24 protein-coding genes are annotated in these 21,941 nt (G+C 67.7%); 12 read left to right on the top strand and 12 right to left on the bottom strand.

Annotated features, from left to right (window positions below; genetic code table 11):
- The first annotated feature begins 31 nt into the window (after positions 1–31).
- The 5 genes from ASD42_RS17640 to ASD42_RS17620 all read left to right on the top strand — a co-directional run bounded on the left by ASD42_RS17640 (position 32) and on the right by ASD42_RS17620 (position 4,751).
- A complete protein-coding gene (locus tag ASD42_RS17640; RefSeq protein WP_056819168.1) occupies positions 32–1,255 on the top strand; it encodes a 5-(carboxyamino)imidazole ribonucleotide synthase in 1,224 nt (407 codons plus the stop codon).
- A gap of 43 nt (positions 1,256–1,298) precedes the next feature.
- On the top strand, positions 1,299–1,805 hold the full coding sequence (purE, locus tag ASD42_RS17635) for a 5-(carboxyamino)imidazole ribonucleotide mutase (protein WP_268793531.1): 507 nt from the start codon (positions 1,299–1,301) through the stop codon (positions 1,803–1,805).
- A 360-nt stretch (positions 1,806–2,165) separates the two neighbouring features.
- Positions 2,166–2,825, top strand: coding sequence for a TetR family transcriptional regulator (locus tag ASD42_RS17630; RefSeq protein WP_056818033.1), 660 nt, complete (start codon positions 2,166–2,168; stop codon positions 2,823–2,825).
- A 173-nt stretch (positions 2,826–2,998) separates the two neighbouring features.
- A complete protein-coding gene (locus ASD42_RS17625; RefSeq protein ID WP_056819164.1) occupies positions 2,999–4,159 on the top strand; it encodes an acyl-CoA dehydrogenase in 1,161 nt (386 codons plus the stop codon).
- A 142-nt stretch (positions 4,160–4,301) separates the two neighbouring features.
- Entirely contained in the window at positions 4,302–4,751 is a 450-nt protein-coding gene (locus tag ASD42_RS17620; protein ID WP_056818031.1) for a YybH family protein, read from the top strand.
- A gap of 10 nt (positions 4,752–4,761) precedes the next feature.
- On the opposite strand, the gene ASD42_RS17615 is transcribed toward ASD42_RS17620, so the two are convergent.
- Positions 4,762–5,046: a GNAT family N-acetyltransferase gene (locus ASD42_RS17615; protein ID WP_056818029.1), complete on the bottom strand. Its 285-nt coding sequence runs from the start codon at positions 5,044–5,046 to the stop codon at positions 4,762–4,764.
- Between the two features lie 20 nt (positions 5,047–5,066).
- Positions 5,067–6,440, bottom strand: coding sequence for an FAD-binding oxidoreductase (locus ASD42_RS17610; RefSeq protein ID WP_056818028.1), 1,374 nt, complete (start codon positions 6,438–6,440; stop codon positions 5,067–5,069).
- A 324-nt stretch (positions 6,441–6,764) separates the two neighbouring features.
- Between ASD42_RS17610 and ASD42_RS17605 the strand changes: the two genes are divergently transcribed.
- Both ASD42_RS17605 and ASD42_RS17600 read left to right on the top strand, forming a co-directional pair.
- Positions 6,765–7,076 (top strand): hypothetical protein, encoded by a 312-nt coding sequence (locus ASD42_RS17605; protein ID WP_063816124.1) that lies wholly within the window; start codon positions 6,765–6,767, stop codon positions 7,074–7,076.
- Between the two features lie 65 nt (positions 7,077–7,141).
- Complete coding sequence (locus ASD42_RS17600; protein WP_056818026.1) at positions 7,142–7,633, top strand: GtrA family protein; 492 nt, start codon at positions 7,142–7,144, stop codon at positions 7,631–7,633.
- 3 nt (positions 7,634–7,636) lie between these two features.
- On the opposite strand, the gene ASD42_RS17595 is transcribed toward ASD42_RS17600, so the two are convergent.
- Genes ASD42_RS17595 through ASD42_RS17585 form a run of 3 tightly spaced genes read right to left on the bottom strand, consistent with a single transcriptional unit; the run spans position 7,637 to position 9,566 of the window.
- The gene (locus tag ASD42_RS17595; protein ID WP_056818024.1) at positions 7,637–8,278 is read right to left on the bottom strand and encodes a Type 1 glutamine amidotransferase-like domain-containing protein; all 642 of its coding nucleotides are present in this window, start codon (positions 8,276–8,278) and stop codon (positions 7,637–7,639) included.
- Positions 8,278–9,117: a maleylpyruvate isomerase N-terminal domain-containing protein gene (locus tag ASD42_RS17590; RefSeq protein WP_056818022.1), complete on the bottom strand. Its 840-nt coding sequence runs from the start codon at positions 9,115–9,117 to the stop codon at positions 8,278–8,280. The genes ASD42_RS17595 and ASD42_RS17590 overlap by 1 nt, the downstream gene beginning before the upstream one ends.
- Complete coding sequence (locus ASD42_RS17585) at positions 9,114–9,566, bottom strand: HIT family protein (protein WP_056818021.1); 453 nt, start codon at positions 9,564–9,566, stop codon at positions 9,114–9,116. The genes ASD42_RS17590 and ASD42_RS17585 overlap by 4 nt, the downstream gene beginning before the upstream one ends.
- Before the next feature lie 394 nt (positions 9,567–9,960).
- Between ASD42_RS17585 and ASD42_RS17580 the strand changes: the two genes are divergently transcribed.
- The 4 genes from ASD42_RS17580 to ASD42_RS17565 all read left to right on the top strand — a co-directional run bounded on the left by ASD42_RS17580 (position 9,961) and on the right by ASD42_RS17565 (position 14,078).
- Positions 9,961–11,079, top strand: coding sequence for a Re/Si-specific NAD(P)(+) transhydrogenase subunit alpha (locus tag ASD42_RS17580; protein WP_056818019.1), 1,119 nt, complete (start codon positions 9,961–9,963; stop codon positions 11,077–11,079).
- Positions 11,079–11,381, top strand: coding sequence for an NAD(P) transhydrogenase subunit alpha (locus tag ASD42_RS17575; protein ID WP_056818017.1), 303 nt, complete (start codon positions 11,079–11,081; stop codon positions 11,379–11,381). The genes ASD42_RS17580 and ASD42_RS17575 overlap by 1 nt, the downstream gene beginning before the upstream one ends.
- A gap of 17 nt (positions 11,382–11,398) precedes the next feature.
- Complete coding sequence (locus tag ASD42_RS17570) at positions 11,399–12,817, top strand: NAD(P)(+) transhydrogenase (Re/Si-specific) subunit beta (RefSeq protein ID WP_056818014.1); 1,419 nt, start codon at positions 11,399–11,401, stop codon at positions 12,815–12,817.
- 163 nt (positions 12,818–12,980) lie between these two features.
- Positions 12,981–14,078, top strand: coding sequence for a mechanosensitive ion channel family protein (locus tag ASD42_RS17565; RefSeq protein ID WP_056818012.1), 1,098 nt, complete (start codon positions 12,981–12,983; stop codon positions 14,076–14,078).
- Between the two features lie 108 nt (positions 14,079–14,186).
- Here ASD42_RS17565 and ASD42_RS17560 read toward each other — a convergent pair whose 3' ends face one another.
- The 3 genes from ASD42_RS17560 to ASD42_RS17550 are packed head-to-tail and all read right to left on the bottom strand — an operon-like array spanning position 14,187 to position 16,819.
- Positions 14,187–14,855: an isochorismatase family protein gene (locus ASD42_RS17560; protein ID WP_056818010.1), complete on the bottom strand. Its 669-nt coding sequence runs from the start codon at positions 14,853–14,855 to the stop codon at positions 14,187–14,189.
- Between the two features lie 35 nt (positions 14,856–14,890).
- The gene (locus tag ASD42_RS17555; protein WP_056818008.1) at positions 14,891–16,024 is read right to left on the bottom strand and encodes an isochorismate synthase; all 1,134 of its coding nucleotides are present in this window, start codon (positions 16,022–16,024) and stop codon (positions 14,891–14,893) included.
- A gap of 9 nt (positions 16,025–16,033) precedes the next feature.
- A complete protein-coding gene (locus tag ASD42_RS17550) occupies positions 16,034–16,819 on the bottom strand; it encodes an SDR family oxidoreductase (RefSeq protein ID WP_056818006.1) in 786 nt (261 codons plus the stop codon).
- A gap of 87 nt (positions 16,820–16,906) precedes the next feature.
- Here ASD42_RS17550 and ASD42_RS17545 point away from each other — a divergent pair, with 87 nt between their 5' ends.
- Positions 16,907–18,556 carry a (2,3-dihydroxybenzoyl)adenylate synthase gene (locus ASD42_RS17545; protein ID WP_084787189.1) on the top strand — a complete coding sequence of 550 codons (1,650 nt, stop codon included), beginning with the start codon at positions 16,907–16,909 and terminating at the stop codon, positions 18,554–18,556.
- Between the two features lie 52 nt (positions 18,557–18,608).
- Here the strand turns inward: ASD42_RS17545 and ASD42_RS17540 are convergent, their stop codons facing one another.
- Genes ASD42_RS17540 through ASD42_RS17525 form a run of 4 tightly spaced genes read right to left on the bottom strand, consistent with a single transcriptional unit; the run spans position 18,609 to position 21,888 of the window.
- Positions 18,609–18,824 (bottom strand): phosphopantetheine-binding protein, encoded by a 216-nt coding sequence (locus ASD42_RS17540; protein WP_056818004.1) that lies wholly within the window; start codon positions 18,822–18,824, stop codon positions 18,609–18,611.
- 3 nt (positions 18,825–18,827) lie between these two features.
- Complete coding sequence (locus tag ASD42_RS17535) at positions 18,828–19,667, bottom strand: siderophore-interacting protein (RefSeq protein WP_056818002.1); 840 nt, start codon at positions 19,665–19,667, stop codon at positions 18,828–18,830.
- A complete protein-coding gene (gene entS, locus ASD42_RS17530; RefSeq protein WP_056818000.1) occupies positions 19,664–20,893 on the bottom strand; it encodes an enterobactin transporter EntS in 1,230 nt (409 codons plus the stop codon). The genes ASD42_RS17535 and entS overlap by 4 nt, the downstream gene beginning before the upstream one ends.
- Complete coding sequence (locus ASD42_RS17525) at positions 20,890–21,888, bottom strand: ABC transporter substrate-binding protein (RefSeq protein ID WP_084787188.1); 999 nt, start codon at positions 21,886–21,888, stop codon at positions 20,890–20,892. The genes entS and ASD42_RS17525 overlap by 4 nt, the downstream gene beginning before the upstream one ends.
- Positions 21,889–21,941 lie beyond the last annotated feature (53 nt).

Genomic DNA, 21,941 nt, shown 5'->3' with positions numbered 1-21,941 from the left:
AGTGTACCGGTCGCGAACATTCGCATTCGACATGACAGCATTGCACAACGTGAGTGCACGTTCATTCGATCCGTCAGCCATGCCCACCGTCACGATGGTCGGTGGAGGCCAGCTCGCGCGCATGACGCACCAGGCCGCGATCGCCCTCGGCCAGCGTCTACGGGTGCTCGCCGAGCGGCCCGACGACCCGGCCGCCCAGGTCACCCCCGACGTCGTGTTCGGCAGCCACAACGACCTGTCGGCGCTGCGCAGAGCCGCCAACGGCTCGCACGCGTTGACCTTCGACCACGAGCACGTGCCGACCGAGCACCTGGACGTGCTGGTCGCCGAGGGCGTGAACGTGGCGCCGCCGCCGCAGGCGCTGATCTTCGCCCAAGACAAGCTGGCCATGCGGACGAAGCTGTCCTCGCTCGGTCTGCCGGTGCCCGCGTTCGTCGAGGTGAACGCGCCCGCGGAGGCGGTGGCGTTCGGCGACGAGCACGGCTGGCCGTTCGTGCTGAAGGCCGTGCGCGGCGGTTACGACGGCCGCGGCGTCTGGATGCCCGCCGATGCCGCCGAGGCCACCCGGCTGGTCACCGACCAGCTCGCACACGGTGTGCAGTTGCTGGCCGAGTCGAAGGTCGACTTGAAGCGTGAGCTGTCGGCGATGGTCGCGCGTTCGCCGTTCGGGCAGGCCGCGACGTGGCCGGTCGTGGAGACCGTGCAGCGCAACGGTCAATGCGCCGTGGTGATCGCCCCCGCCCAGGATCTGGACGAGGACCTGGCCGCACGTGCCGAGACCATGGCGCTGGAGCTGGCCGCCGGTCTCGGTGTGGTGGGTGTCATGGCTGTCGAGCTGTTCGAAACCCACGACGGCGAACTCCTGGTGAACGAGCTCGCGATGCGCCCGCACAACTCCGGTCACTGGGGCATGGACGGTGCCCGCACGGGCCAGTTCGAGCAGCACCTGCGCGCGGTCCTGGACTACCCGCTCGGCGACACCAGCCCCCTCGCGCCGGTGACGGTGATGGCGAACATCCTCGGTGCGGCGCAAGCGCCCGAGATGTCGATGGACGAACGCCTGCACCACCTGTTCGCCCGCCTGCCGGAGGCCAAGGTTCACCTCTACGGCAAGGGCGAGCGCCCCGACCGCAAGATCGGCCACATCAACATCCTCGGCGACGATGTCACCGAGGTGCGCGACAAGGCCGAGCGGGCCGCGCACTGGATGTCGCACGCCGTCTGGACCGATGGTTGGGACCCGCACGGGGCGTGAAACCGTTTCCACCACAACGCTTTCGACCACTTAAGGAACCCACGTGAGCACCAACGGACCCCAGGTCGGCCTGATCATGGGCAGCGACTCCGACTGGCCCACCATGGAAGCCGCCGCCGAGGCACTCGCCGAATTCGGCATCCGCTTCGAGGTCGGCGTCGTCTCCGCCCACCGCACTCCCCAGCGCATGCTCGACTACGCCCGCGAAGCGGCCGGTCGCGGCCTGCAGGTGATCATCGCGGGCGCGGGCGGCGCCGCCCACCTCCCTGGCATGGTCGCCTCGGCCACCCCCCTCCCGGTCATCGGCGTCCCCGTCCCCCTGAAATACCTCGACGGCATGGACTCACTGCTCTCGATCGTCCAGATGCCCGCAGGCGTCCCGGTCGCCACCGTCTCCATCGGCGGCGCCCGCAACGCGGGCCTACTCGCCGTCCGCATCCTCGCCGCCGCCGACCCAGCACTGCGCACCCGCATGGAGCAGTTCCAGACCGGCCTCGAGCAAATGGTCCTCGACAAGGACGAGGCCCTGCGCAACAAACTCCTCGGCTGAGATGACGTGCGCCCGTCAGCGACCTGGCGGGCGGGACGCTCAGAACTCGAGAACCGCAACGCCCCTCGCGCAATGCGGCTACGGCCTCGACCAACCTCGCTCGCGGCCATATCTGGTGCTGACGCTTGCGCCGAGATGAACGCCAGCAGACTGACAGCTTCCCGAGGCAGCGCCCGCGCCTCGTCACTACCGATCTCGCCGGTGACCGGAATGATCTCCTCGTCAGGGTGGCGCATGAGGTAGGTCGCCTGACCAGGTCGTCGGCGGGATGGCCCGACCTGTCGCCGCGTTCACCGCGCAGTCGCCGCCGCGTTCGCCTGCCTGAATCCCGCCGCATGGCAGTGACTACGGTTGACCCCCGTGGCACACGATGACGCGGCGCAGTTTCGGCTTACGGTGGTTGATCAGGCGTTGCGGTTGTTCGCCGAGCGGGGGTACGAGGCGACGACGGTGGATGAGATCGCGGTGGCGGCGGGGATCTCGCGGCGGACGTTCTTTCGGCAGTTCCGGTCCAAAGAGGATGTGATCTTCGCCGATCACGAGTTCCAGCTGGCCTCGGCGCAGGAGTTCCTCGAAGGGGCGGGGGGTGATCCGTGGGAAGCGATATGCGAGGCCGTGATCGGGGTGTTCGAGCGGTTCACGCAGTGGCGTGACATCGCGGCGCGGCGGTATCAGGTGGTGCGGCGGGTGCCCGCGTTGCGTGAGCGCGAGATCGTCACGGTGTTCCGGTACGAGCGGCTGTTCACCGAGTTCCTGCGCGGCCGATTGCCGGAGGTGCCCGACCTCGCCCGGGTGCAGTACACCGCTGCGGTCACCGCCACGCACAACTACTTGCTGCGTCGGATGGTTCGTGGCGAATCGGGGGCCGCGGTGGCGGATCTGCGCACCGAACTGGCCATGATCCCGCGCGGCAGACGCGTGCAGACCGAGCCGGACGAGCTGGTGCTCGCGGTGTTCCCCCGCGACATGCCGCCACGCAAGGTGGCCGATCTGCTCACCGCCCGCCTCGGTAACCTGTGAGCGCCGCTCACGCCGGTGCGCGTAGCGGTGACACTGAGTGCCACCCATATATCCGCATGTAGCGATAGAGTGCCGGGCGTATAATCCTCGGTAGATTGGCACTGCGTGCCGACGCGCCACGCGCTGTGAGCATCGTCGCAGCGATCACGACCACGACCAGGAGTGTGCCCCCGATGGCTGGAAACCCCGATTTCGACCTGTTCAAGCTCGAGGACTTCCACGACGAGCTGCGCGGTGCCATCCGCGGCCTCGCGGAGAAGGAGATCGCTCCTTACGCCAAGGACGTCGACGGCAACGCCCGTTTTCCCGAGGAGGCGCTCACCGCGCTCAACGCCGCGGGCTTCAATGCCGTACACGTGCCGGAGGCCTACGGCGGCCAGGGCGCCGACTCGGTCGCCACTTGTATCGTGATCGAGGAAGTCGCCCGCGTCTGTGGCTCCTCCTCGCTGATCCCCGCTGTGAACAAGCTCGGCACCATGGGCCTGATCCTCAACGGCTCCGAAGAGCTCAAGGCCAAGGTCCTCGCCGACATCGTCAACGGCGAGATGGCCTCCTACGCGCTGTCCGAGCGTGAGGCAGGCTCCGACGCCGCCGCCATGCGCACCCGCGCCAAGGCCGACGGCGACGACTGGATCCTCAACGGCTCCAAGTGCTGGATCACCAACGGCGGCAAGTCCTCCTGGTACACCGTGATGGCCGTGACCGACGCCGACAAGGGCGCCAACGGCATCTCCTCGTTCCTGGTCCACAAGGACGACGAGGGCTTCGTGGTCGGCCCGCTCGAGCACAAGCTGGGCATCAAGGGTTCGCCCACCGCCGAGCTGTACTTCGAGAACTGCCGCATCCCCGGCGACCGCATCGTCGGCGAGCCCGGCACCGGTTTCAAGACCGCGCTGCAGACCCTCGACCACACCCGCCCGACCATCGGCGCGCAGGCCGTCGGCCTGGCCCAGGGCGCGCTCGACGCCGCGATCGCCTACACCAAGGATCGCAAGCAGTTCGGCAAGACCATCGCCAGCTTCCAGAACACCGAGTTCATGCTGGCCGACATGGCCATGAAGATCGAAGCCGCGCGCCTGATGGTCTACACCTCGGCCGCCCGCGCCGAGCGTGGCGAGAAGAACCTCGGCTTCATCTCCGCCGCCGCCAAGTGCTTCGCCTCGGACGTGGCCATGGAAGTCACCACCAACGCCGTCCAGCTCTTCGGCGGCGCCGGCTACACCACCGACTTCCCGGTCGAGCGCATGATGCGCGACGCGAAGATCACCCAGATCTACGAGGGCACCAACCAGATCCAGCGTCTGGTGATGGCTCGTAACCTGCTCAAGGGCTGATTCCCGCACCGACCGGGTGTTCCACTTCGCCTACTTCCCCTCGGCCAGGCCGTGCGGGTGGTAGGCCGGAACACCCGGTCGATTGCTGTGCGGAGACAAGCGGATTCGTACCTATAGCAGACGGAATACGTATGTTGGAACGATGACTGTCGATGCGCAGAGCGCGCGCCCGAAGGCCGCCGTCGTCGCAACGGATCAGGACCTCGTTCTAGCCACGATCACCAAGGTGTTCCACAGTCTCGAAGCCGCACTCGCGGCGAAGGATGCCGACGCCTTCGACAGCGTCTTCACCGACGACGTGGTTTTCATCAATCCGGCGGGCGCTGTCTTCGTAGGCTGGGATGAGCTGCACGCCTACCATCTCACCGCGTTGCGGAACATCCCGGATGCCGAAGCGAACTACAAGATCCTTGCCGCGCGTTTGCTTGCCGGAGGGCATGCGATCGTCAATGTCGAACAGACACTGCGGACGTCGAATTTCTCCGTAACCAACCGCGGAACATGGGTTTTCACGGAACAGGACGACAGTTGGTGGGTCAGTTCGGTTCACAATACGAATGTGGCCGGCAGCACCGAAAACGAGACGCGATGACCGCGTCGGATTACGGGACGAGTTCGGCGTATTCGGGGTGTTCGGCGATGTACTTCTCGACGTACCAGCAGGTGGGGATGATCTGGTAGCCGTGTTCGCGGGAGTCATCGAGGCCGTATTTCACGACCTCGGCCGCTACTCCCCGGCCCCGGAATTCGGGGAAGGTCATGGTGTGGTGGAAGTCGCGGACCTTGGGGTCCTCGCGTTCGGCGTAGTCGGCGTATCCCGCGAGGACATCGTCGTGGTAGATCTCGTAGCGGGTGTCGTCGACGTTGTGCTCGAGCCTGGTGGTCATGCCTGGAGATGCTAACCCGGTCAGAGGACCGCGCCGGGGTTGAGGATGCCTTCGGGGTCGAGGGCGTCCTTGATGCGGCGGGTCAGGGCCATGACGTCGGGGCCGACCTGGTTGGGGAGCCAGGCCTTTTTCAACCGGCCGACGCCGTGTTCGCCGGTGATGGTGCCGCCGAGGGCGATGGCCAAGTCCATGATCTCACCGAAGGCGCGGTGGGCGCGGGCGGTGTTGTCGGGGTCGGTGGGATCGTGCACGATCAGCGGGTGGGTGTTGCCGTCGCCCGCGTGCGCGATGACCGACACGAGCACGTCGTTGCGTTCACCGATCGCGGTGACCCCGGCGATCAGATCGCCGAGGCGGGGGAGCGGCACGCCGACGTCTTCGAGTAGCAGCGGCCCGATCTTCTCCACCGCGGGAATCGCGAATCGTCTTGCGGCGGTGAACGCTTCACCTTCGGTGGCATCGGCGGTGTGGAAAACCTCTGTCGCCCCGGCTTTCTCGCACAGCCCCACCATCAATTGCGCTTCCTGCCCGGCGTATTCGCCCGGTGCGTCGGAGCGGGCGACGAGCAGGGCGGCGGCGGTGCGGTCCAACCCCATCCGCATCTCGTCCTCGACCGCGTTGATCGCCACGGTATCCATGAATTCGAGCATGGCGGGCCGCAGTGTCGAGGTGATCGCCAGGATCGCGTCGGTCGCCGCGGTGAGCGAGCCGAAACTCGCGACGACGGTCGACTGCGGCGGCTGCGCGGGCAGTAGCCGCAGCGTGAGCTCGGTGATCACGCCGAGCGTGCCCTCGCTCCCGACGAACAGTTTGGTCAGCGACAGCCCGGCCGAATCCTTGAGTCGCGGCCCGCCGAGCCGCACCACGGTCCCATCGGCGAGCACCACTTCCATGCCGAGCACATAGTCGGTGGTCACGCCGTATTTCACGCAGCACAGCCCGCCCGCGTTGGTCGCCGCGTTGCCACCGATCGAGCAGATCTCGAACGAGGACGGGTCCGGCGGGTACCACAGACCGACCGCGGCGACGGCCCGCTTCACCTCGGCATTGAGCAGCCCTGGCTGCACCACCGCGATCCGGGTCACCGTGTCGACGTCGATCTCGCGCATCAACTCGGTAGTGAGCACGATCCCGCCGTCCACCGCGGTCGCTCCGCCGGACAAACCCGTCCCGGCCCCGCGCGGCACGACCGGCACCTTGTTCGCGTGCGCCCACCGCAGCGTGGCGGCGACGTCGGCGGTAGTGCGCGCCCGCACCACCGCCAGCGGCGTGCCCGCATCGGGATCGCGCGCCCAGTCCTGCCGGTAGCCCGCCAGCAGATCGGGGTCGATGACGACCGCCCCGTCCGACAGCGCCGAAATCAACGAATCGAGGTCACCGCTGGGCTCGTCCACGTGTTCACGCTAACCCGCACACCCCCTCCGCCGCGGGCAGTTCGTCCTGGTCGATCGCGCACCAGGGAGTCACGCGAACATCGCCCGGGTGATCGACCAGATGTGATGTGGGCCCGAACAAGGAAATCTCCGCATCGATGTGATCTGGCGCGCCCCGTTGGTGTATACGCCGTCCAATCCGTCACAATGCCCGTACCGGGTGTGTTCGATGGTGAATCGCCTCGCCGCCCAGCGTGTTTCGAGTTCTGCTCCACGGGTGCGCTCCGCGCGCATCGATCATGCGACGCCGTTGCGCCGCACCGCTTTTCGTAGGGAGGACTGGCGATGATGAAACAACCGCAGGACCGCAGCGAGCTGGTGGGTGCTCTGCTGGCCGCGGAGTTCGCCGACGCGGGCCTCGACACCGAGGCGATGCGTTGTGTCCACACCGGCGTCCATCAGGAATGGCTGTCCGCGCTGGAATCGACCGGGATGTTCGACGTCCGCGCGATGGCCGAGATCGCCGCGCGCTGGAGCGCCGACCCCGCGCTGCTGCGTGACGCCCTGCTCGCCGAGGCCGACGAGCTCACCCGCCGCCGCTGTCTCGCCGCATGGGCCTCGTTCGATACTCGCCCGTTCGCGGCGGTCAGCCGCTAGCTGCGCGGCCCGCCCGTTTGCCGGTTGCTCACCCTGGCTTCATCTGCCGCTGGCAGGCTGGCCGCGTGGAGCATCAGGCGAGTGTCACCGAGTCGGTGGCCGACCGATTCACCCGGTGGTGCGAGGCGGTCGTGGCCCGGCTGCCGTGGGGCCTCGACCGCTATGTGCCCGCGACATTCCTCGGCTTCGCGCTGATCAACAGCTTCACCTTCGGTGTCGACCTGCTGCTGCTCACCCTGCTGCACAGCGGGCTCGGCCTGCCGATCTGGCTGTCGATCACCCTCGCCTACATCGTCGCGTTCGGGCTGAGCTTCCTGCTCAACCGCACCTTCAACTTCCACTCCCATGCGCCGATGGGCAAGCAGGCCGCGGTGTATGTGGTCGTCGTCCTGGTGAACTACCTGGCGTTCATCCTCGGCGTCGGCTCCGGTCTCACCGCGCTCGGCCTGGAATACCACCTGGCCAGGCTGCTCGCGGGCGGTTGTGAGGCCGTGTACATGTACTGCGCGATGCGCTGGATCGTCTTCCGCCGCGCACCGGCGGTGACCGCGGCGTGAGGCTCAGCCCCTGAGTACCTCGGTCCGATCGCCGTCGACCAGGACCACGTCGTCGTCGGTGAGTGCCCAATGCGGGATCTGCTCGGCGACGCAGTGGGCCAGCATCGCGGCGGAGTCGCCGTCCGGGTCGGTGGGAGAGTCCAGGTGGACCACCAGCCGACGATCCACCACACCCAGTCCGTCCCACAGTGGTTCGATACCGGTGGCGGGCCGGACCTCGGCGGGGTCATCCATGGTTTCCAGTCCGTGCAGATCGGGTCCGAGCAGGCACGCGCCCGCGCTGTAGCCCGCGTAGACCAGCGCGTCTTCGCGCAACAGGGTGGCAAACACCGAATCCGCACCGCTGCGGGCGAATTGCGCGCGCAGGACGAAAGTATTGCCACCGCGAACCCAGACCATGGGGAACCCGCGCAGATGCCGTTCCAGCCGATCCGGTTGTCCCACGTACTCGCGCAGATCCAGCACTTCCGGCGAATAACCCTGCTGTTCCAGCGGTTTCACATCGCTCGTCACCGCCGACGACCAGGCGTCCGGCCACGCGTCACACGCGTTCGGAATCACCGCCACCCGCCCCGGCGCACCGACGAGCCCGACGAGCCGATCGGCGAAACCGCCGAACCTGTACGACGCCAGGAAAAGTCGCATCAGATGGTGAACGCCAGATTCCGCACGAGTCGCTCACCGAGCGCCGTATCGCCCTCGACGACCACCTCGCCGGGGTGCCGATCAGCCGTTGTACGCCCTCCGCGCAGCCGCGCGAAGAGCCCGGAGTCCAACCGGAGCAGGGTAGTCGGCTCGCCGGAGATCTCGTCGAGAACCGTGCCGCGCCCACCCGCTACCGACAGATGTACCTGCCTGGTCACCGGCCCGGTCAGATCGAGAGTGATCAGCGAACCATCCGGCGCTTTGGCGCCTTTCACCACCGCGCGGCCCAGGCCGATGGTCAGTTCGGCGAACGCGGTCTCGGCTCGCGCGCCACCCTCTGGCACGCTGCGGCCGATCCCGTCGGCGAGGTCGAGTTCGTGCATCCAGCAATCGAACAGCCGCACCCGCATGAAGCGCCCATAGGGCACCTGCCCGACCGGCGAGACGGTCGAGGCCTGCCAGGCCTCGTCGTCCATGGCGGCCAGCGCGGCCCGGCGACGCTCGGTGGTCTCGTCGAACAGCGCGAGCAGGCGCTTGCCCGACAGCGGGCGCAACCGATCGACCCAGATCTCGTTGAGCACGGCCACTTCGTTGCGCACATGCGGCAGCGTTCGCACATCGGCCTTGGGGCGCAACGGATCATGCGGCGGCGGCGTCTCGCCGAGCAGCCAGGACTCGGTGCCGATCACGTGCGCGACAACATCGAACAGGGTCCAGCCGGGCAGCGGAGACGTTCGGCGCCAAGCCTTTTCGTCGAGGTCGGCGACCAGCAACGCGATGGCTTCCCACTGCTCCGCGAGTAGATCGGTGAGTTGCTCGCGGCCCGGCGTCCGGTTCATCCCTGTGCTCCTTCTGCATCGCTCTGGTCGAGCGCGGTGAGGCCCGCGCGGATCGCCGCTGCGGTCGAATTCGGTTCGTGCGGACGACGCAGCAGGAAACCCTTGGCGAAGGTGAGTTTGTCACCGTGTTTGCGAGGGACCACGTGCAGGTGGACGTGGCCGACGGTCTGGAACGCGGCGATGCCGTCGTTGAGGATGAGATTGGCCCCGTCGCTCGCGAGCCCGCTCACGCGCAGGGCGCGGGCGAGACGGTGGCCGGTGCGAAAGATCTGTGCGCCGAGTTCGGGATCGAGATCGTCGAGCTCGGTCGCGTGGACCCTGGGAACGATCAGGGTATGGCCGCGGGTGATGGGACGGATGTCGAGGAACGCGCACACGGCGTCGTCGGAGTAGACCATGGTTGCCGGTGCGGCACCCGTCACGATCGAACAGAAGGCGCAGTCGTTCACGGCCTCGACCCTACGGTGTGATCTGGGTCGCGCGACAGCCCGAACGGTCCGTCATCATGACCCGCGTCACGTTCCGTGTGATGCGGCGGTGCTCGGGCGTCGCGGTGAGTGATCAGCGCGGACCTGTGGTCTTGTGTGTCCCACCTGCGGCGACGAATCCGGGCGCACGCGCCGACCGGTGTCTATCGGGTCGGGAGGCCGTTGTCAGAGGTGATCAGGTCGGGGGTGTCCGTTTTGTGGTCGTCAGTCCAGTTCTCCGTTGTGACGGGCATCTCGGCTAGGCTCACCGCGAGCCGAGTACAGTGGCGAGGATTTCAGTCGAACTTACTCACAGGTAACTTCGGCGCCCCGTTGTTCCCAGGCTCGAAGCCAGCACGAAAAGGAAGTCTGACTAGTGGAGACAACGCAAAACGTGGGCGAGGGTTCGCCGCGCGGAGCGCGGGTCGGAGTCGTTCGCGAATCCGGCCCGGGTGAGCGGCGAGTCGCATTGGTGCCCAAGATCATCCCCGCCCTGTCCAAGCAGGGTGTCGAGGTGATCGTGGAAGCCGGTGCCGGCCTCGGCGCTCTCATTCCCGACGCTGCCTATGTAGAGGCCGGTGCGACCATCGGTGACCCGTGGTCGGCCGAGGTCGTCGTCAAGGTCGCCCCGCCCAGCGATGCCGAGGTGGCCAAGCTGTCCTCCGGGCAGACCCTGATCGGTTTCCTGGCGCCGCGCAATGCCGAGAATCAGATCGGTGCGCTGAAGTCCGCCGGTGTGCAGGCCTTCGCCGTCGAGGCGATTCCGCGTATCTCGCGCGCGCAGGTGATGGACGCGCTGTCCTCGCAGGCGAACGTGGCCGGTTACAAGGCCGTGCTGCTCGCCGCGTCGGAGTCGACCCGGTTCTTCCCGATGCTCACCACCGCGGCGGGCACCGTCAAGCCGGCCACCGTGCTGGTGCTCGGTGTCGGTGTGGCCGGTCTGCAGGCGCTGGCCACGGCCAAGCGTCTGGGCGGGCGGACCACCGGGTACGACGTGCGTCCCGAGGTCGCCGATCAGGTGCGCTCGGTCGGTGCGCAGTGGCTGGATCTGGGAATCGACGCCGCCGGTGAAGGCGGGTACGCCCGCGAACTCACCGACGAGGAGAAGGCCCAGCAGCAGCAGGCGCTCGAAGACGCCATCAAGAGCTTCGACGTCGTGATCACCACCGCGCTGGTGCCGGGTCGTCCCGCACCGCGCCTGGTCACCGCCGCCGCTGTCGAGGGCATGAAGCCGGGCAGCGTGATCGTCGACCTGGCCGGTGAGACCGGTGGCAACTGCGAGCTCACCGAGCCCGGCGAGGTCGTCGTCAAGCACGAGGTGACCATCGCCTCGCCGCTGAACCTGCCCGCCACGATGCCCGAGCACGCTTCCGAGCTGTACTCGAAGAACATCTCGGCGCTGCTGGAACTGATGCTGGTCGACGGCAAGCTCGCCCCCGACTTCGAAGATCAGGTCCTGGCGGATTCCTGTGTCACCCGTGAGGTGGAAGCCTGATGTACACCGAACTTCTCGCCAATATCGCGATCCTCGTGCTGTCCGGCTTCGTCGGCTTCGCGGTGATCTCCAAGGTCCCCAACACCCTGCACACCCCGCTGATGTCGGGCACCAACGCCATTCACGGCATCGTCGTGCTCGGCGCGCTGGTGACCCTGGGCAATGTGAAGGACCCCTCGCTGCTGGTGCAGGTGATCCTGTTCGTCGCTGTGGTGTTCGGAACATTGAACGTCATCGGTGGCTTCGTGGTCACCGACCGCATGCTCGGCATGTTCAAGGGTAAGAAGAAGGCGGCCGAGTGATGCACGCAGTCGACAATATGACCTACCTGGTCAACGGCCTCTACATCGTGGCCTTCTCCATGTTCATCTACGGCCTGATGGGTCTGACCGGCCCGAAGACCGCCGTGCGCGGCAACCAGATCGCCGCTGTCGGTATGGGTATCGCGGTGGTCGCCACCTTGATCTCGGTGCGCCACGCCGCCCTGCTCAACTGGATTCTCATCGCCGCCGGCCTGATCGTCGGTGTGGCACTGGGTGTTCCGCCCGCCATCCGCACCAAGATGACCGAGATGCCGCAGCTGGTCGCGGCGTTCAACGGCGTCGGTGGCGGCACCGTCGCGTTGATCGCGTGGGCCGAATTCGTCGACAGCGCGGGCTTTTCCGAGCTGCACGAAACCCCGACCATTCACATCATCATCGGTTCGCTGTTCGCCGCGGTGATCGGCTCGATCTCCTTCTGGGGCTCGATCATCGCCTTCGCGAAGCTGCAGGAACTCCTGTCCGGCAAGCCGATCAGCGTCGGCCGCCTGCAGCAGCCGCTGAACCTGATCCTGCTCGTCGGCGCGATCGTGTGCGCCGTCGTGATCGGCCTCGGCGCCGACAACGGTGGCGTCTCGCAGCTGTGGATGATCGGTCTGCTCGTGCTCGCCGGTGTGCTCGGCCTGATGGTCGTGCTGCCCATCGGCGGCGCGGACATGCCGGTCGTCATCTCGCTGCTCAACGCGCTCACCGGTCTGTCGGCCGCGGCCGCGGGTCTGGCGCTGAACAACACCGCGATGATCGTCGCGGGCATGATCGTCGGCGCCTCGGGCACCATCCTCACCAACCTGATGGCCAAGGCCATGAACCGCTCCATTCCCGCGATCGTGGCCGGTGGCTTCGGTGGCGGCGGCGCGGTGGCGGGTTCGGGTGACGGTGAGGCCAAGACCGCGAAGGCGACCTCCGCCGCCGACGCCGCGATCCAGATGGCCTACGCCAACCAGGTGATCGTGGTTCCCGGCTACGGCATGGCCGTGGCCCAGGCCCAGCACGCGGTCAAGGAGATGGCGCTGCTGCTCGAGGCCAAGGGCGTCGAGGTCAAGTACGCGATCCACCCGGTCGCCGGTCGTATGCCCGGTCACATGAACGTGCTGCTGGCCGAGGCCGAGGTGTCCTACGACGCGATGAAGGAAATGGACGACATCAACGGTGAGTTCAACCGTACCGATGTGGTTCTGGTCATCGGCGCCAACGACGTCACCAACCCGGCGGCCCGCGACGACAAGTCCAGCCCCATCTACGGCATGCCGGTGCTCAACGTCGACCAGGCCAAGAGCGTCATCGTGCTCAAGCGCTCGATGAACTCCGGCTTCGCCGGCATCGACAACCCGCTGTTCTACGCCGATCACACCTCGATGCTGTTCGGTGATGCGAAGAAGTCCGTCGGTGCGGTCACCGAGGAACTGAAAGCGCTGTAAGACAGCCGAATACATCCGCAAGAGGCTCCGCTGTTCTCGTCGAACAGCGGAGCCTCTTGTCGTTGTGCCGACCGGGACTCGCCATCAGACGGTCATGTCTGTCGGGAGTGGGAGTGGGTATGCCGCAGCAGAAGCGAGCCGACAACGAGAGGAGTTCGATCTCGTGGAGGAGATATTACGGCCGATCATCGTGCTGCTCGGTACGGTGGCGATCACGGTTTCGGTGGGTCTGCTGGTAGAGCGTCTGCTGCGCTACGCGGCGCGCCGCAGTCCCGGCGTCCATCTGCCGTCGCTGCGGCGACTGCAACTGCCGCTTCAGGTGCTGCTCGGCACGGGCACGTTGCACGCGGTCTACCCGCTTGCCGAACTCGACCTGCGCCAGGACGGGGTGATCCGGAACTTCCTGGCGACGGCGGCCATCATCGCCGCGGTGTGGTTGGTCATCCGCGCCACCGATGTGGTCGCCGACAGCCTGCTGGGTCGCTATGCCCAACGCGCCGGCGAGATTTCGCGCGTACGTCAGTTGCGCACCCAGTTCGGACTGGTGCGCCGCATCGTCACCTCGGTGCTGGTTGTCACCACCGCCGCGGTGGCCATCATGCTGCTGTTCCCGAGTCTGCGGACCCTCGGCACGTCGATGTTGGCCTCGGCGGGCGTGATCGGCATCATCGTCGGTGTCGCCGCCCAGTCGACGTTGAGCAATCTCATGGCCGGACTGCAGATCGCCTTCGGCGACTCGGTCAAGATCGGCGATACCGTTGTCGTGGAAGGGGAGTGGGGCACGGTCGAGGAGATCACCCTGACCTTCCTGACCGTGCGGATCTGGGACGACCGCAGGCTCACCATGCCGGTGTCCTACTTCAACAGCAAGCCCTACGAGAACTGGTCGCGGGGCGGCTCGCAGGTCACCGGTACGGTCCTGCTGCACCTCGACCACAGCACCCCCGTGCCCGCGCTGCGCGAGCACCTGCGCACCTACCTGCGCGACTGCCGGGAATGGGACGGCCGCAGCTGGAATCTCGTGGTCACCGACAGCACGCCGACCGACATCGTCGTCCGCGCGACGATGTCGGCCGCCGATGCCGACGATGCGTGGGACCTGCGCTGCGCGGTCCGCGAGGAGCTGCTGACCTGGATCGGGCGCCACCACGCCCACGCGTTTCCCAAGATCCCGATCACCCACTCCGGCGAGGAGGCCCGCGCCGGTGATGGCGTCGGCGACCAGCGAGTGTCGGCCACTTGGGCTTCGTCGGCGCGCTAGATCAGCAGGCCGCCGACGGTCGTCGCACGATGAACTCCAGGCTAAGGAGATTCGGCGGGCAAAAGCCCTGCCGTTCGGTGGAACGGCAGGGCCTTCGGTCGGTGCCGATCAGGCGGATCGGCGTTCGGTGGAATCCACCTTCGTGGTGCCGAGCTGACGGATCAGATCGTCGGTGCTGGTGACGGCACCGCAGCGGCGGGCGACGTAGTTCAGCGCCATGATGTGTTCGTCGCGGCTGAAGTCGGCGGTGGCATCGTGGACGAGGAAGGGGCGCACGTCGCCCATGAACGCTTCCGCGGCGCTGAGCATGCAGCCCATGTGGGTGTAGACGCCGGTGATGAGGAGTTGATCGCGACCGTAGTAGCCGAGTAGCTCACGCAGATCAGTGCGTTGGAAGGCGGAGTAGCGCCACTTGGTGACCTGGATGTCCTGTGGGTCGGGGGCGATGGCGTTGATCACCTCGGTGTCGGCGCCCTCGGACATGCCGGTGCCCCAGAATTCGGCGAGTATCCCGCGTCGCGACGGATGCTGGTCGCCGGGCTGCATCGTGTAGATGACCGGGATGTCGAACCGGTGGCAGTGATCACGCAGGGTGGCGATGTTGGCGATGAGGGTGCGCGCGGGATCGCGGTAGAGGTCGTAGGCGTCGAGGAAGTACTGCTGCATGTCGTGGATCAGCAGTGCGCTACGGCCTGCATCGGCGGTCCAGTCGACCTGATCGGCGGTGAATTCGTCCGCGGTCGGCATGGGATAGGGCGCGATCGGGGGAATGGGCATGGGGGAGTCTCCGTTGGGCGTTGGGGTCGGCGGGGTCAGCCGACGGTGACGGGCAGGTCGGCGATACCGAGCGGCCCGAGGATGCGCTGGAATTTGCCGGTGGTCTCGGCCAATTCGGCGGTGGGGTCGGAGGCGGCGACGATCCCGCCGCCCGCGTGGGCGAGCAGGGTGGTGCCGTCGGCGGACAGTTCGGCGCAGCGGATGCTCACCATCCACTCCCCGTTGCCGTCGGCATCGCACCAGCCGACCGCGCCCGCGTAGAAACCGCGTTCGCCCTCGAGTTCGGCGATCAGCCGGGCGGCCGCCGCGGTGGGTGTGCCGCAGATCGCGGGGGTCGGGTGCAGTGCCACTGCCAACTCCAGTGCCGATGGTCCGGCGAGCGGGACCGTCGCGGTGATCGGCGTGCCCAGATGCCACATCGCCGGCGTGGCCATGAGTTCTGGTGCGGGAGTGTGTACTTCGGCGCAGCGGTCGCGCAGCACGGCGGAGACCTGGTCGGTCACGAAGCGGTGTTCGGCATGGTCTTTGGTGGAGGCGAGCAGTGCGTCGGCAGCGGCGCGGTCGGCGCTGCTGTCGTCGAGGATTCGCCGGGCCGAGCCCGCCAGGGGGTGGCTCAGAACCTGACTTCCGTTGCGGCGTACCAGGATCTCAGGGCTGGAGCCGACCAGATGACCGCCGGGATAGCGCCCGCCGGCGGCGGAGAGGTCGACCAGGAACCCGTTGGACATCGGATCCGAGGCGACCATCGAATTCAGGATGTCCAGTGCTCGAACGGGTTTCGCCGCACGAGCACGAACAGCGCGGGCCAGCACCACCTTCCGCAACGGATGCGCGGGATTGCCGAGCAGTTCGACAGCGGTGGCGACGCGCCGGCGGTGTTCCTCCGGCGCGGGCAGCGCGGCATCGAGTTCGAAGCGGGGGAGCGCCCGCGAACCGGGTCGGTGCGGCGCCTCGGTGATCGTCACCGAGTCCGGCGCCCACAGCGCGGTCGGCGCGCCGGGGGTGAACGGTAGCGCGCCGACGATGCGGCTGATCCGGCCGCTGCGCAGTGCGGTGATCGCGTCGTGTGCCGAGCGGAAGACGGTCCCGCCCGCGGTGGCGGACACGGTCCGCTGCGGACGGGACAGCAGGAAAGCGGGGTCTGAGCTGTCGGTACTGATGGTGATCATTCCTCTCGGTCACATGTCGAGCGTTGCGCCACCGTCGACCCGCAGGTCGTGCATCGTGATGTGGCGGGCGTCCTCGGACGCCAGGAAGTGGACTGAGCCCGCGATATCGGCGGGAGTGGCGATGCGGCGCAACGGAATTCCGAGGCGGTAGACACTCGGGTCGCCATCGAGCAGCGCATTCTCGGCCGCGTCGTCGACGGTGCCGCCGAACATCTCACGCAGCATCGGGGTATCGGTGGAACCGGGCGAGACCAGGTTCACCCGCACGCCGAGCGGCGCGACTTGCAGGGCCAGCGAGCGGGTGAACGCGGTGGCGGCGGCCTTGGCGGCGCCGTAGGCGGCCATTCCGACGCGTGGCGTGGCGGCCGCGTTCGAGGAGACGACCACGATCGCGCCGCGACCGGCGCGGACCATCTCGGCGGCCGCGCGCTGGGTGACCAGCATCGTGCCGGTGGCATTGACGGTCAGGCAGCGCGCCCACTCCCGTGGGTCGAGGTCGAGTGCCGAGCCGCCGACCATGAGCCCGGCCGCGTGCACGACGACATCGGGTGTTCCGAATTCCGTGGTGAGACGGTCGAATGCGGCCTGTACTTCGGCGCCGTCGCTGACATCCAGTTCGACGCCATGAGCGGATCGTGCCGACAGTTGGGCTGCGACCTTGTGGACGGCGGGGTCGCGGTCCCAGAGCGAGAGAACTCCCGCTTCGCCGGCGAAACGGGCGGCGATCGCGGCGCCGATTCCCCCGCGGGCGCCGGTGACGACAACGATTCGCCCTCTGGACTCACCACTATGCATGAGGTTAGCCTAACCTGATTTCATCGTCGGTTGGTTAGCTTCCCTTACAGCTTCCGGCGAGGAACTTCGAAGATCCGCTGGAAAGAGGTGCTCGACTTGACCGATCCCGTGCTCCCCGGATTCACTCCGTGGCCCGCTGAGCTGGCGCAACGATATCGAGAGCAGAACTGTTGGACCGGTGAGACATTCGGCGATGTGCTCACCGCGCGCGCGGTCGCGGCGCCGGACCGGATCGCGGTCCTGGACGACGCGAACAGCTGGACCTATGCCGAGCTCGAGCGCCGTTCCCGCTCGCTCGCCACCGGTTTGGCCCGCCTCGGCATCGCGCCCGGTGACCGGGTGCTGGTGCAGCTTCCCAACCGCGCGGAATTCGTCGAGGTGATCTTCGCGCTGTTCAAACTCGGCGCGCTGCCGGTGTTCTGTCTGCCCGCCCACCGCAAGGCCGAGCTGGTGCCGATCGCCCGTGCCGCCGCGGCGAAGGCCATGATCACCTGCGGCACCCACCAGCGTTTCGACTACGCGGCGCTGGCCGCCGAGGTGCGCGGCGAGGTCGAGAGTCTGCGTCACCTGCTGTTGGTCGACTGCCTGTCGCTGCCCGACGACGCGCACGACATCGACGAATACCGTGACGCCCCAGCTGAATTGGCGGGACCGTCGCCGAACGACGTGGCGTTCCTGCAACTGTCCGGCGGCAGTACGGGTATCCCGAAGCTCATCGCCCGCACCCACGACGACTACCTCTACAGTGTGCGCCGCAGCGCCGAGATCTGCGAACTCGATCACGCCTGCGTCTACCTCGCGACACTGCCCGTCGCGCACAATTTCCCGATGAGTTCGCCCGGCATCCTGGGCGCGCTGTGGGCAGGCGGTGCGGTCGCGATGACGCCGGATCCGACTCCGGCGACGGCTTTTCCGCTGATCGAGCGGTTCGGCGTCACCATCACGGGTCTGGTGCCCCCGCTGGCCCGGCTGTGGACCGAGCGCGCGGAGGCGGGCGAGACCCCCGACCTGTCCAGTCTGCGGGTCCTCCAGGTCGGCGGGGCACGGTGCCAGGACGAGCTGGCCCGCCGGATCGGTCCCGCGCTCGGCGTGACCTTGCAGCAGGTGTTCGGGATGGCCGAGGGTCTGGTCTGCTACACCAGGCTCGACGACCCGATCGACGTGGTGGTGAGCACACAGGGACGGCCGATGTCGGAGCACGACCAGCTCGCCGTCGTCGACGACAACGGCGTCGAGGTGGCGCCGGGGTCGACCGGGAACCTGATCACGCAGGGCCCGTACACCATTCGCGGCTACTACGACAACCCCGACGCCGATGCCCGCAGCTTCACCGCCGACGGCTGGTACCGCACCGGCGACATCGTGTCCGTGCGCCCCGACGGCAATCTCGTGGTCGCGGGCCGCGCGGGCGACTGGGTGAACCGTGGCGGCGAGAAGGTATCGGCCGAAGAGCTCGAGGCGCACCTGCTCGAACATCCCGCGGTCCGCGACGCCGTCATCGTGGGAACGCCGGATCCTGTCCTGGGTCAACGCATCTGCGCCTTCGTCCAGCCGATCGACCCCGCACAGCGACCCACGCTGATCTCGGTGCGCAAGTTCGTGCGCTCGCGCGGAGTGGCGGCGTGGAAGATGCCCGACACGGTGGTGGTCGTCGACGAATTCCCGGAAACCGGCGTCGGCAAGACCAGCCGCAAGGATCTGCGGCAGGCACTCGCCGACGGGGCGCACGGCACCTGACCGAGCCGGGGGCGGCGCGGATTTCGAGCCGGCCCCGGCCCGCAGCACGCGATCAGGCCAGCAGTTCGATCCACGACCCGAGCACGGGATCACCGGCGAGCGTGGGGAAGTCGATATCTGCATGTCCGGCCGACCGCCATTTCTCCACGAGCGACATGATGCGAACCGAGTCCAGGCCCGCGTCAAGCAGGTCGGTATCGGCAGCCAGTTCGGATCGGTCGACACCCAGTGCTGTGGCCACATCCGAGATGACTTGTTCGTCGGTCATCGCTCATTCCTCTCGATCGAAGTCGGCGACGCCGCGCTTCCAGTACCCGGCGATCAGTGAGTCCTTGGGACCGATGCCGAGTTCGCCGCGCACCACCTTGCGGATGCCACGCAGGCACCCCGCCTCGCCGGCGACCCAGGCGTAAACCCTTTGCCCGGCAGGGACTTCCACCCCGCGAACCGCCTTCTCCAGCGCGTCGCCGGTGCCCGGCTCCAGGTCGCCGCGGTGCAGCCAGCGCACCTCGATGCCCGCCGGCGCGTCGATCTCGATCTCTTCCTCGGGCCCGGTCACCTCGATGAAGGCCCAGCCCCGCGCGGTCCGCGACAGCCGTTCCAGCCAGCGCGCGATGGCGGGCAGCGCGGTGATGTCACCGACGAAGAGGAACCGGTCGTAGGACTCCGGGACGACGACGCCACCGGGAGGGCCCGCGATGTGGATCTTGGTGCCCGGGGTCGCCGCGCTTGCCCACTCCGAGGCCAAGCCGCCGGGGTGGATCGCGAAATCGATATCGAGTTCGTTGTCGGCGATGCTGTGGCGGCGCACCGTGTACTCGCGCGACACCGGGCGCGGGTTGCCCCACTCGAGTGACTGACCGTCGCGCGCGGGCAGCCGCAGCACCCCGTCCTCACACGGAAATACCAGGCGCACATGCTCATCCGGCACATAGCTGTGGAAGGACGCGATATCGGGTCCGCCGAAGGTGATCCTGAGCAGCCCGGCCCCGACCGCCACCGTGCGGATCACCTCCACTTCCTGCAATCCGATCGGATACGGGACCTTGGCGCCGTGCTCACTGGCGAGCACTTCGGCGATGCGCGCGGCATAGCCACTGCGATCTGTCACTGCTGTTCCTTTCCGTGCAGCGGCCCGGCGGCAAGCGCCACCACGCCGGTGAGAACCAGGACCGCGACGCCGTAGAACACGAGCGCGGAACCCGGTGCGAAGAATTGGCCGACGAAACCGGCGGCCATCGAGCCGATCGCGGTGCCGGTCACCGACTGCACCATGAGAAGTCCGGCCATCCGGCCGCGCAGTTCCTCGGGCGCCTGCTGTTGCAGCAGGGTGTAGCGCAGCACGATGTTCACCGCCCTGGCCAGGCCGAATCCGGCCAGCCCGAGAAACACCAGCGCCGCGTGCGACCACAGTCCGGCGGCGATCACGCCCAGTGGCATGAGGGCCAGCGAGATCAGCAGGGCGAGCCCGTTGTAGCGGGTGCGACTCATCCAGCCGCTGGTGAGCGAGCCGAGAACCGCACCGGCGCCCGGCGCGGCGTAGAGCAGGCCGAGAGTGCCGGGGCCCGCGCCGAGTTCGACCTCGGCGAAGGCGGGCAACAGCACCAGCGGGCCGCTGACGAGCATGGCGAGCAGGCCGGTGAGCAGGATGAGGCGAATAGTCTTGTGCTGCATCGCGAATCGAATGCCGATCGCCAGTTCGCGCACCGGGTTCTGCAGGTCGCGGGCCGGCGGGGGCGCAGGCCCGATCGCCGTGATCAGTCCGACTGTGGCGACGGTGGCGCCCGCGCACAGGAAGAACGCGACCGACACCCCCGTCTGCGCGACGAGCACGCCGGCGATCGCGGGCGTGATCATGGTGCCGAGGTCGGTGGTGAGCGCGGTCAAAGCGCCTGCCGCCGCGATCTTCTCGCGACCGACCAACATCGGGACCAGAGCCATCAACGCGGAGCCGCTCACGCCGCCCGCGAGTCCGTCGATGACGGCGGCCAGATAGATCACCGACAGCATCGGATCGGGCAGCACCGCGTTGATGCCGAGGATCAGGAAGCCGAAACCCGCGGCGCTGCGCGACCATTGGATCACGTTGCGCCGGTCGTAACGGTCGGCGATCACACCGCCCGCGAGACTGCCGACGAACAACGCGGCCGCGGTGGTCGTCGCGATGCCGGCGACCTGCAGGGTCGAGCCGGTCAGTTGATAGACCTGCAACGGCAGGGCCACCATGAGCAGCCCGAGCCCCAGCACCGACACCAGCCGCGCCGCGAACGCGCACCGGAACGGACGCGAGGTCCGCAGCGGGCTGATGTCGATGAGCAGGCCGCCGACCGCTGTCACTTGAAGCGTTCCACGAGCAGATCGAGCGTGGTCATGACCGTGCGGTAGTCAGGACGTGAGCTGGTCGCGGGCAGCTCGAAGACGGTGTTCGCCTTGAACGAGGGCAGCGACGCGTACATCGGGTCGGCCCGCAGCTCGGCCAGGCTCCGGCCGCCGTTGAGCGGGATCATGAACAGCACGGGCGCGTCGACCGCGGTGTTCAGCAACTCCGGGCTGAAGCTGATGAAGTCGGCGCTCCCTTCACGAGCGGGGTTGCCCGCCTTGCTCTCCAGCTGACGGTCCAGCGTGAAGCCGACCTCCGAGAGCAGCGTGGGCAGTGCGGCGGTGGGCACGAACGCGGTCGGCTTCTGGCTCTTGAGCGACTGCATGACGACGGCGTTGCCCGCGGGCGCCTTGATGGAGCTCTTGGCCTTGGCCAGCTTGTCCTTGTAGTTGGCGATCAGCTGGTCGACCTCGGACGGCTTGCCGACCACGTCGGCGATCACCCGCAGTTGGTCCTGCCAGTAGGTGGTCTCGGTCGGCACCAGCACGGTCGGGGCGATCGCGCTGAGCTGGTCGTAGGCGTTCACCGACTGCTGCGCCGGGTAGCCCTGGCCGCCACCGATGATCAGGTCGGGGCGCTGGGCGGCGATGAACTCCAGGTTGATGTTCTCACCGGTGGGCAGGGCCTTGGTGCCCTGTTTCGCCGCGTCCTCGGCCCAGCCCGTCGGGAACTCACCCGGCTTGCTCGCGACGCCGAGCAGACGCGGGTCGGCGGCGACGACCGGCGCCTCGAGGTCGTAGAGGTAGCCCGCCAGGGTGCCGTTGAGCACGACGATGCGTTGCGGATCCGCAGGGACGGAGACCGGGCCCTTCGGAGTCTGGACCTCGCGGGGGCCGCTGGGTGCGGCGGTGTCGCCCGACGAGGTGCCGCAGCCGGTGAGCGCTGCGATCAGCGCGAGAACCAGCAGGGCGAGGGTGGCGCGGAGCCTGCCCGATGATCGTGTGGTGAACATGGAAGGAGTTGTCCTCATCTTTCTTTTCGAACGGTGAAAAGCGGTGCGCTGCA

The organism is Nocardia sp. Root136, assembly GCF_001427185.1.
GTDB classification, from domain to species: Bacteria; Actinomycetota; Actinomycetes; order Mycobacteriales; family Mycobacteriaceae; genus Nocardia; species Nocardia salmonicida.
Note: the sequence above shows the minus strand (reverse complement) of the source record. Positions and strands in the feature narration are given on the sequence as shown.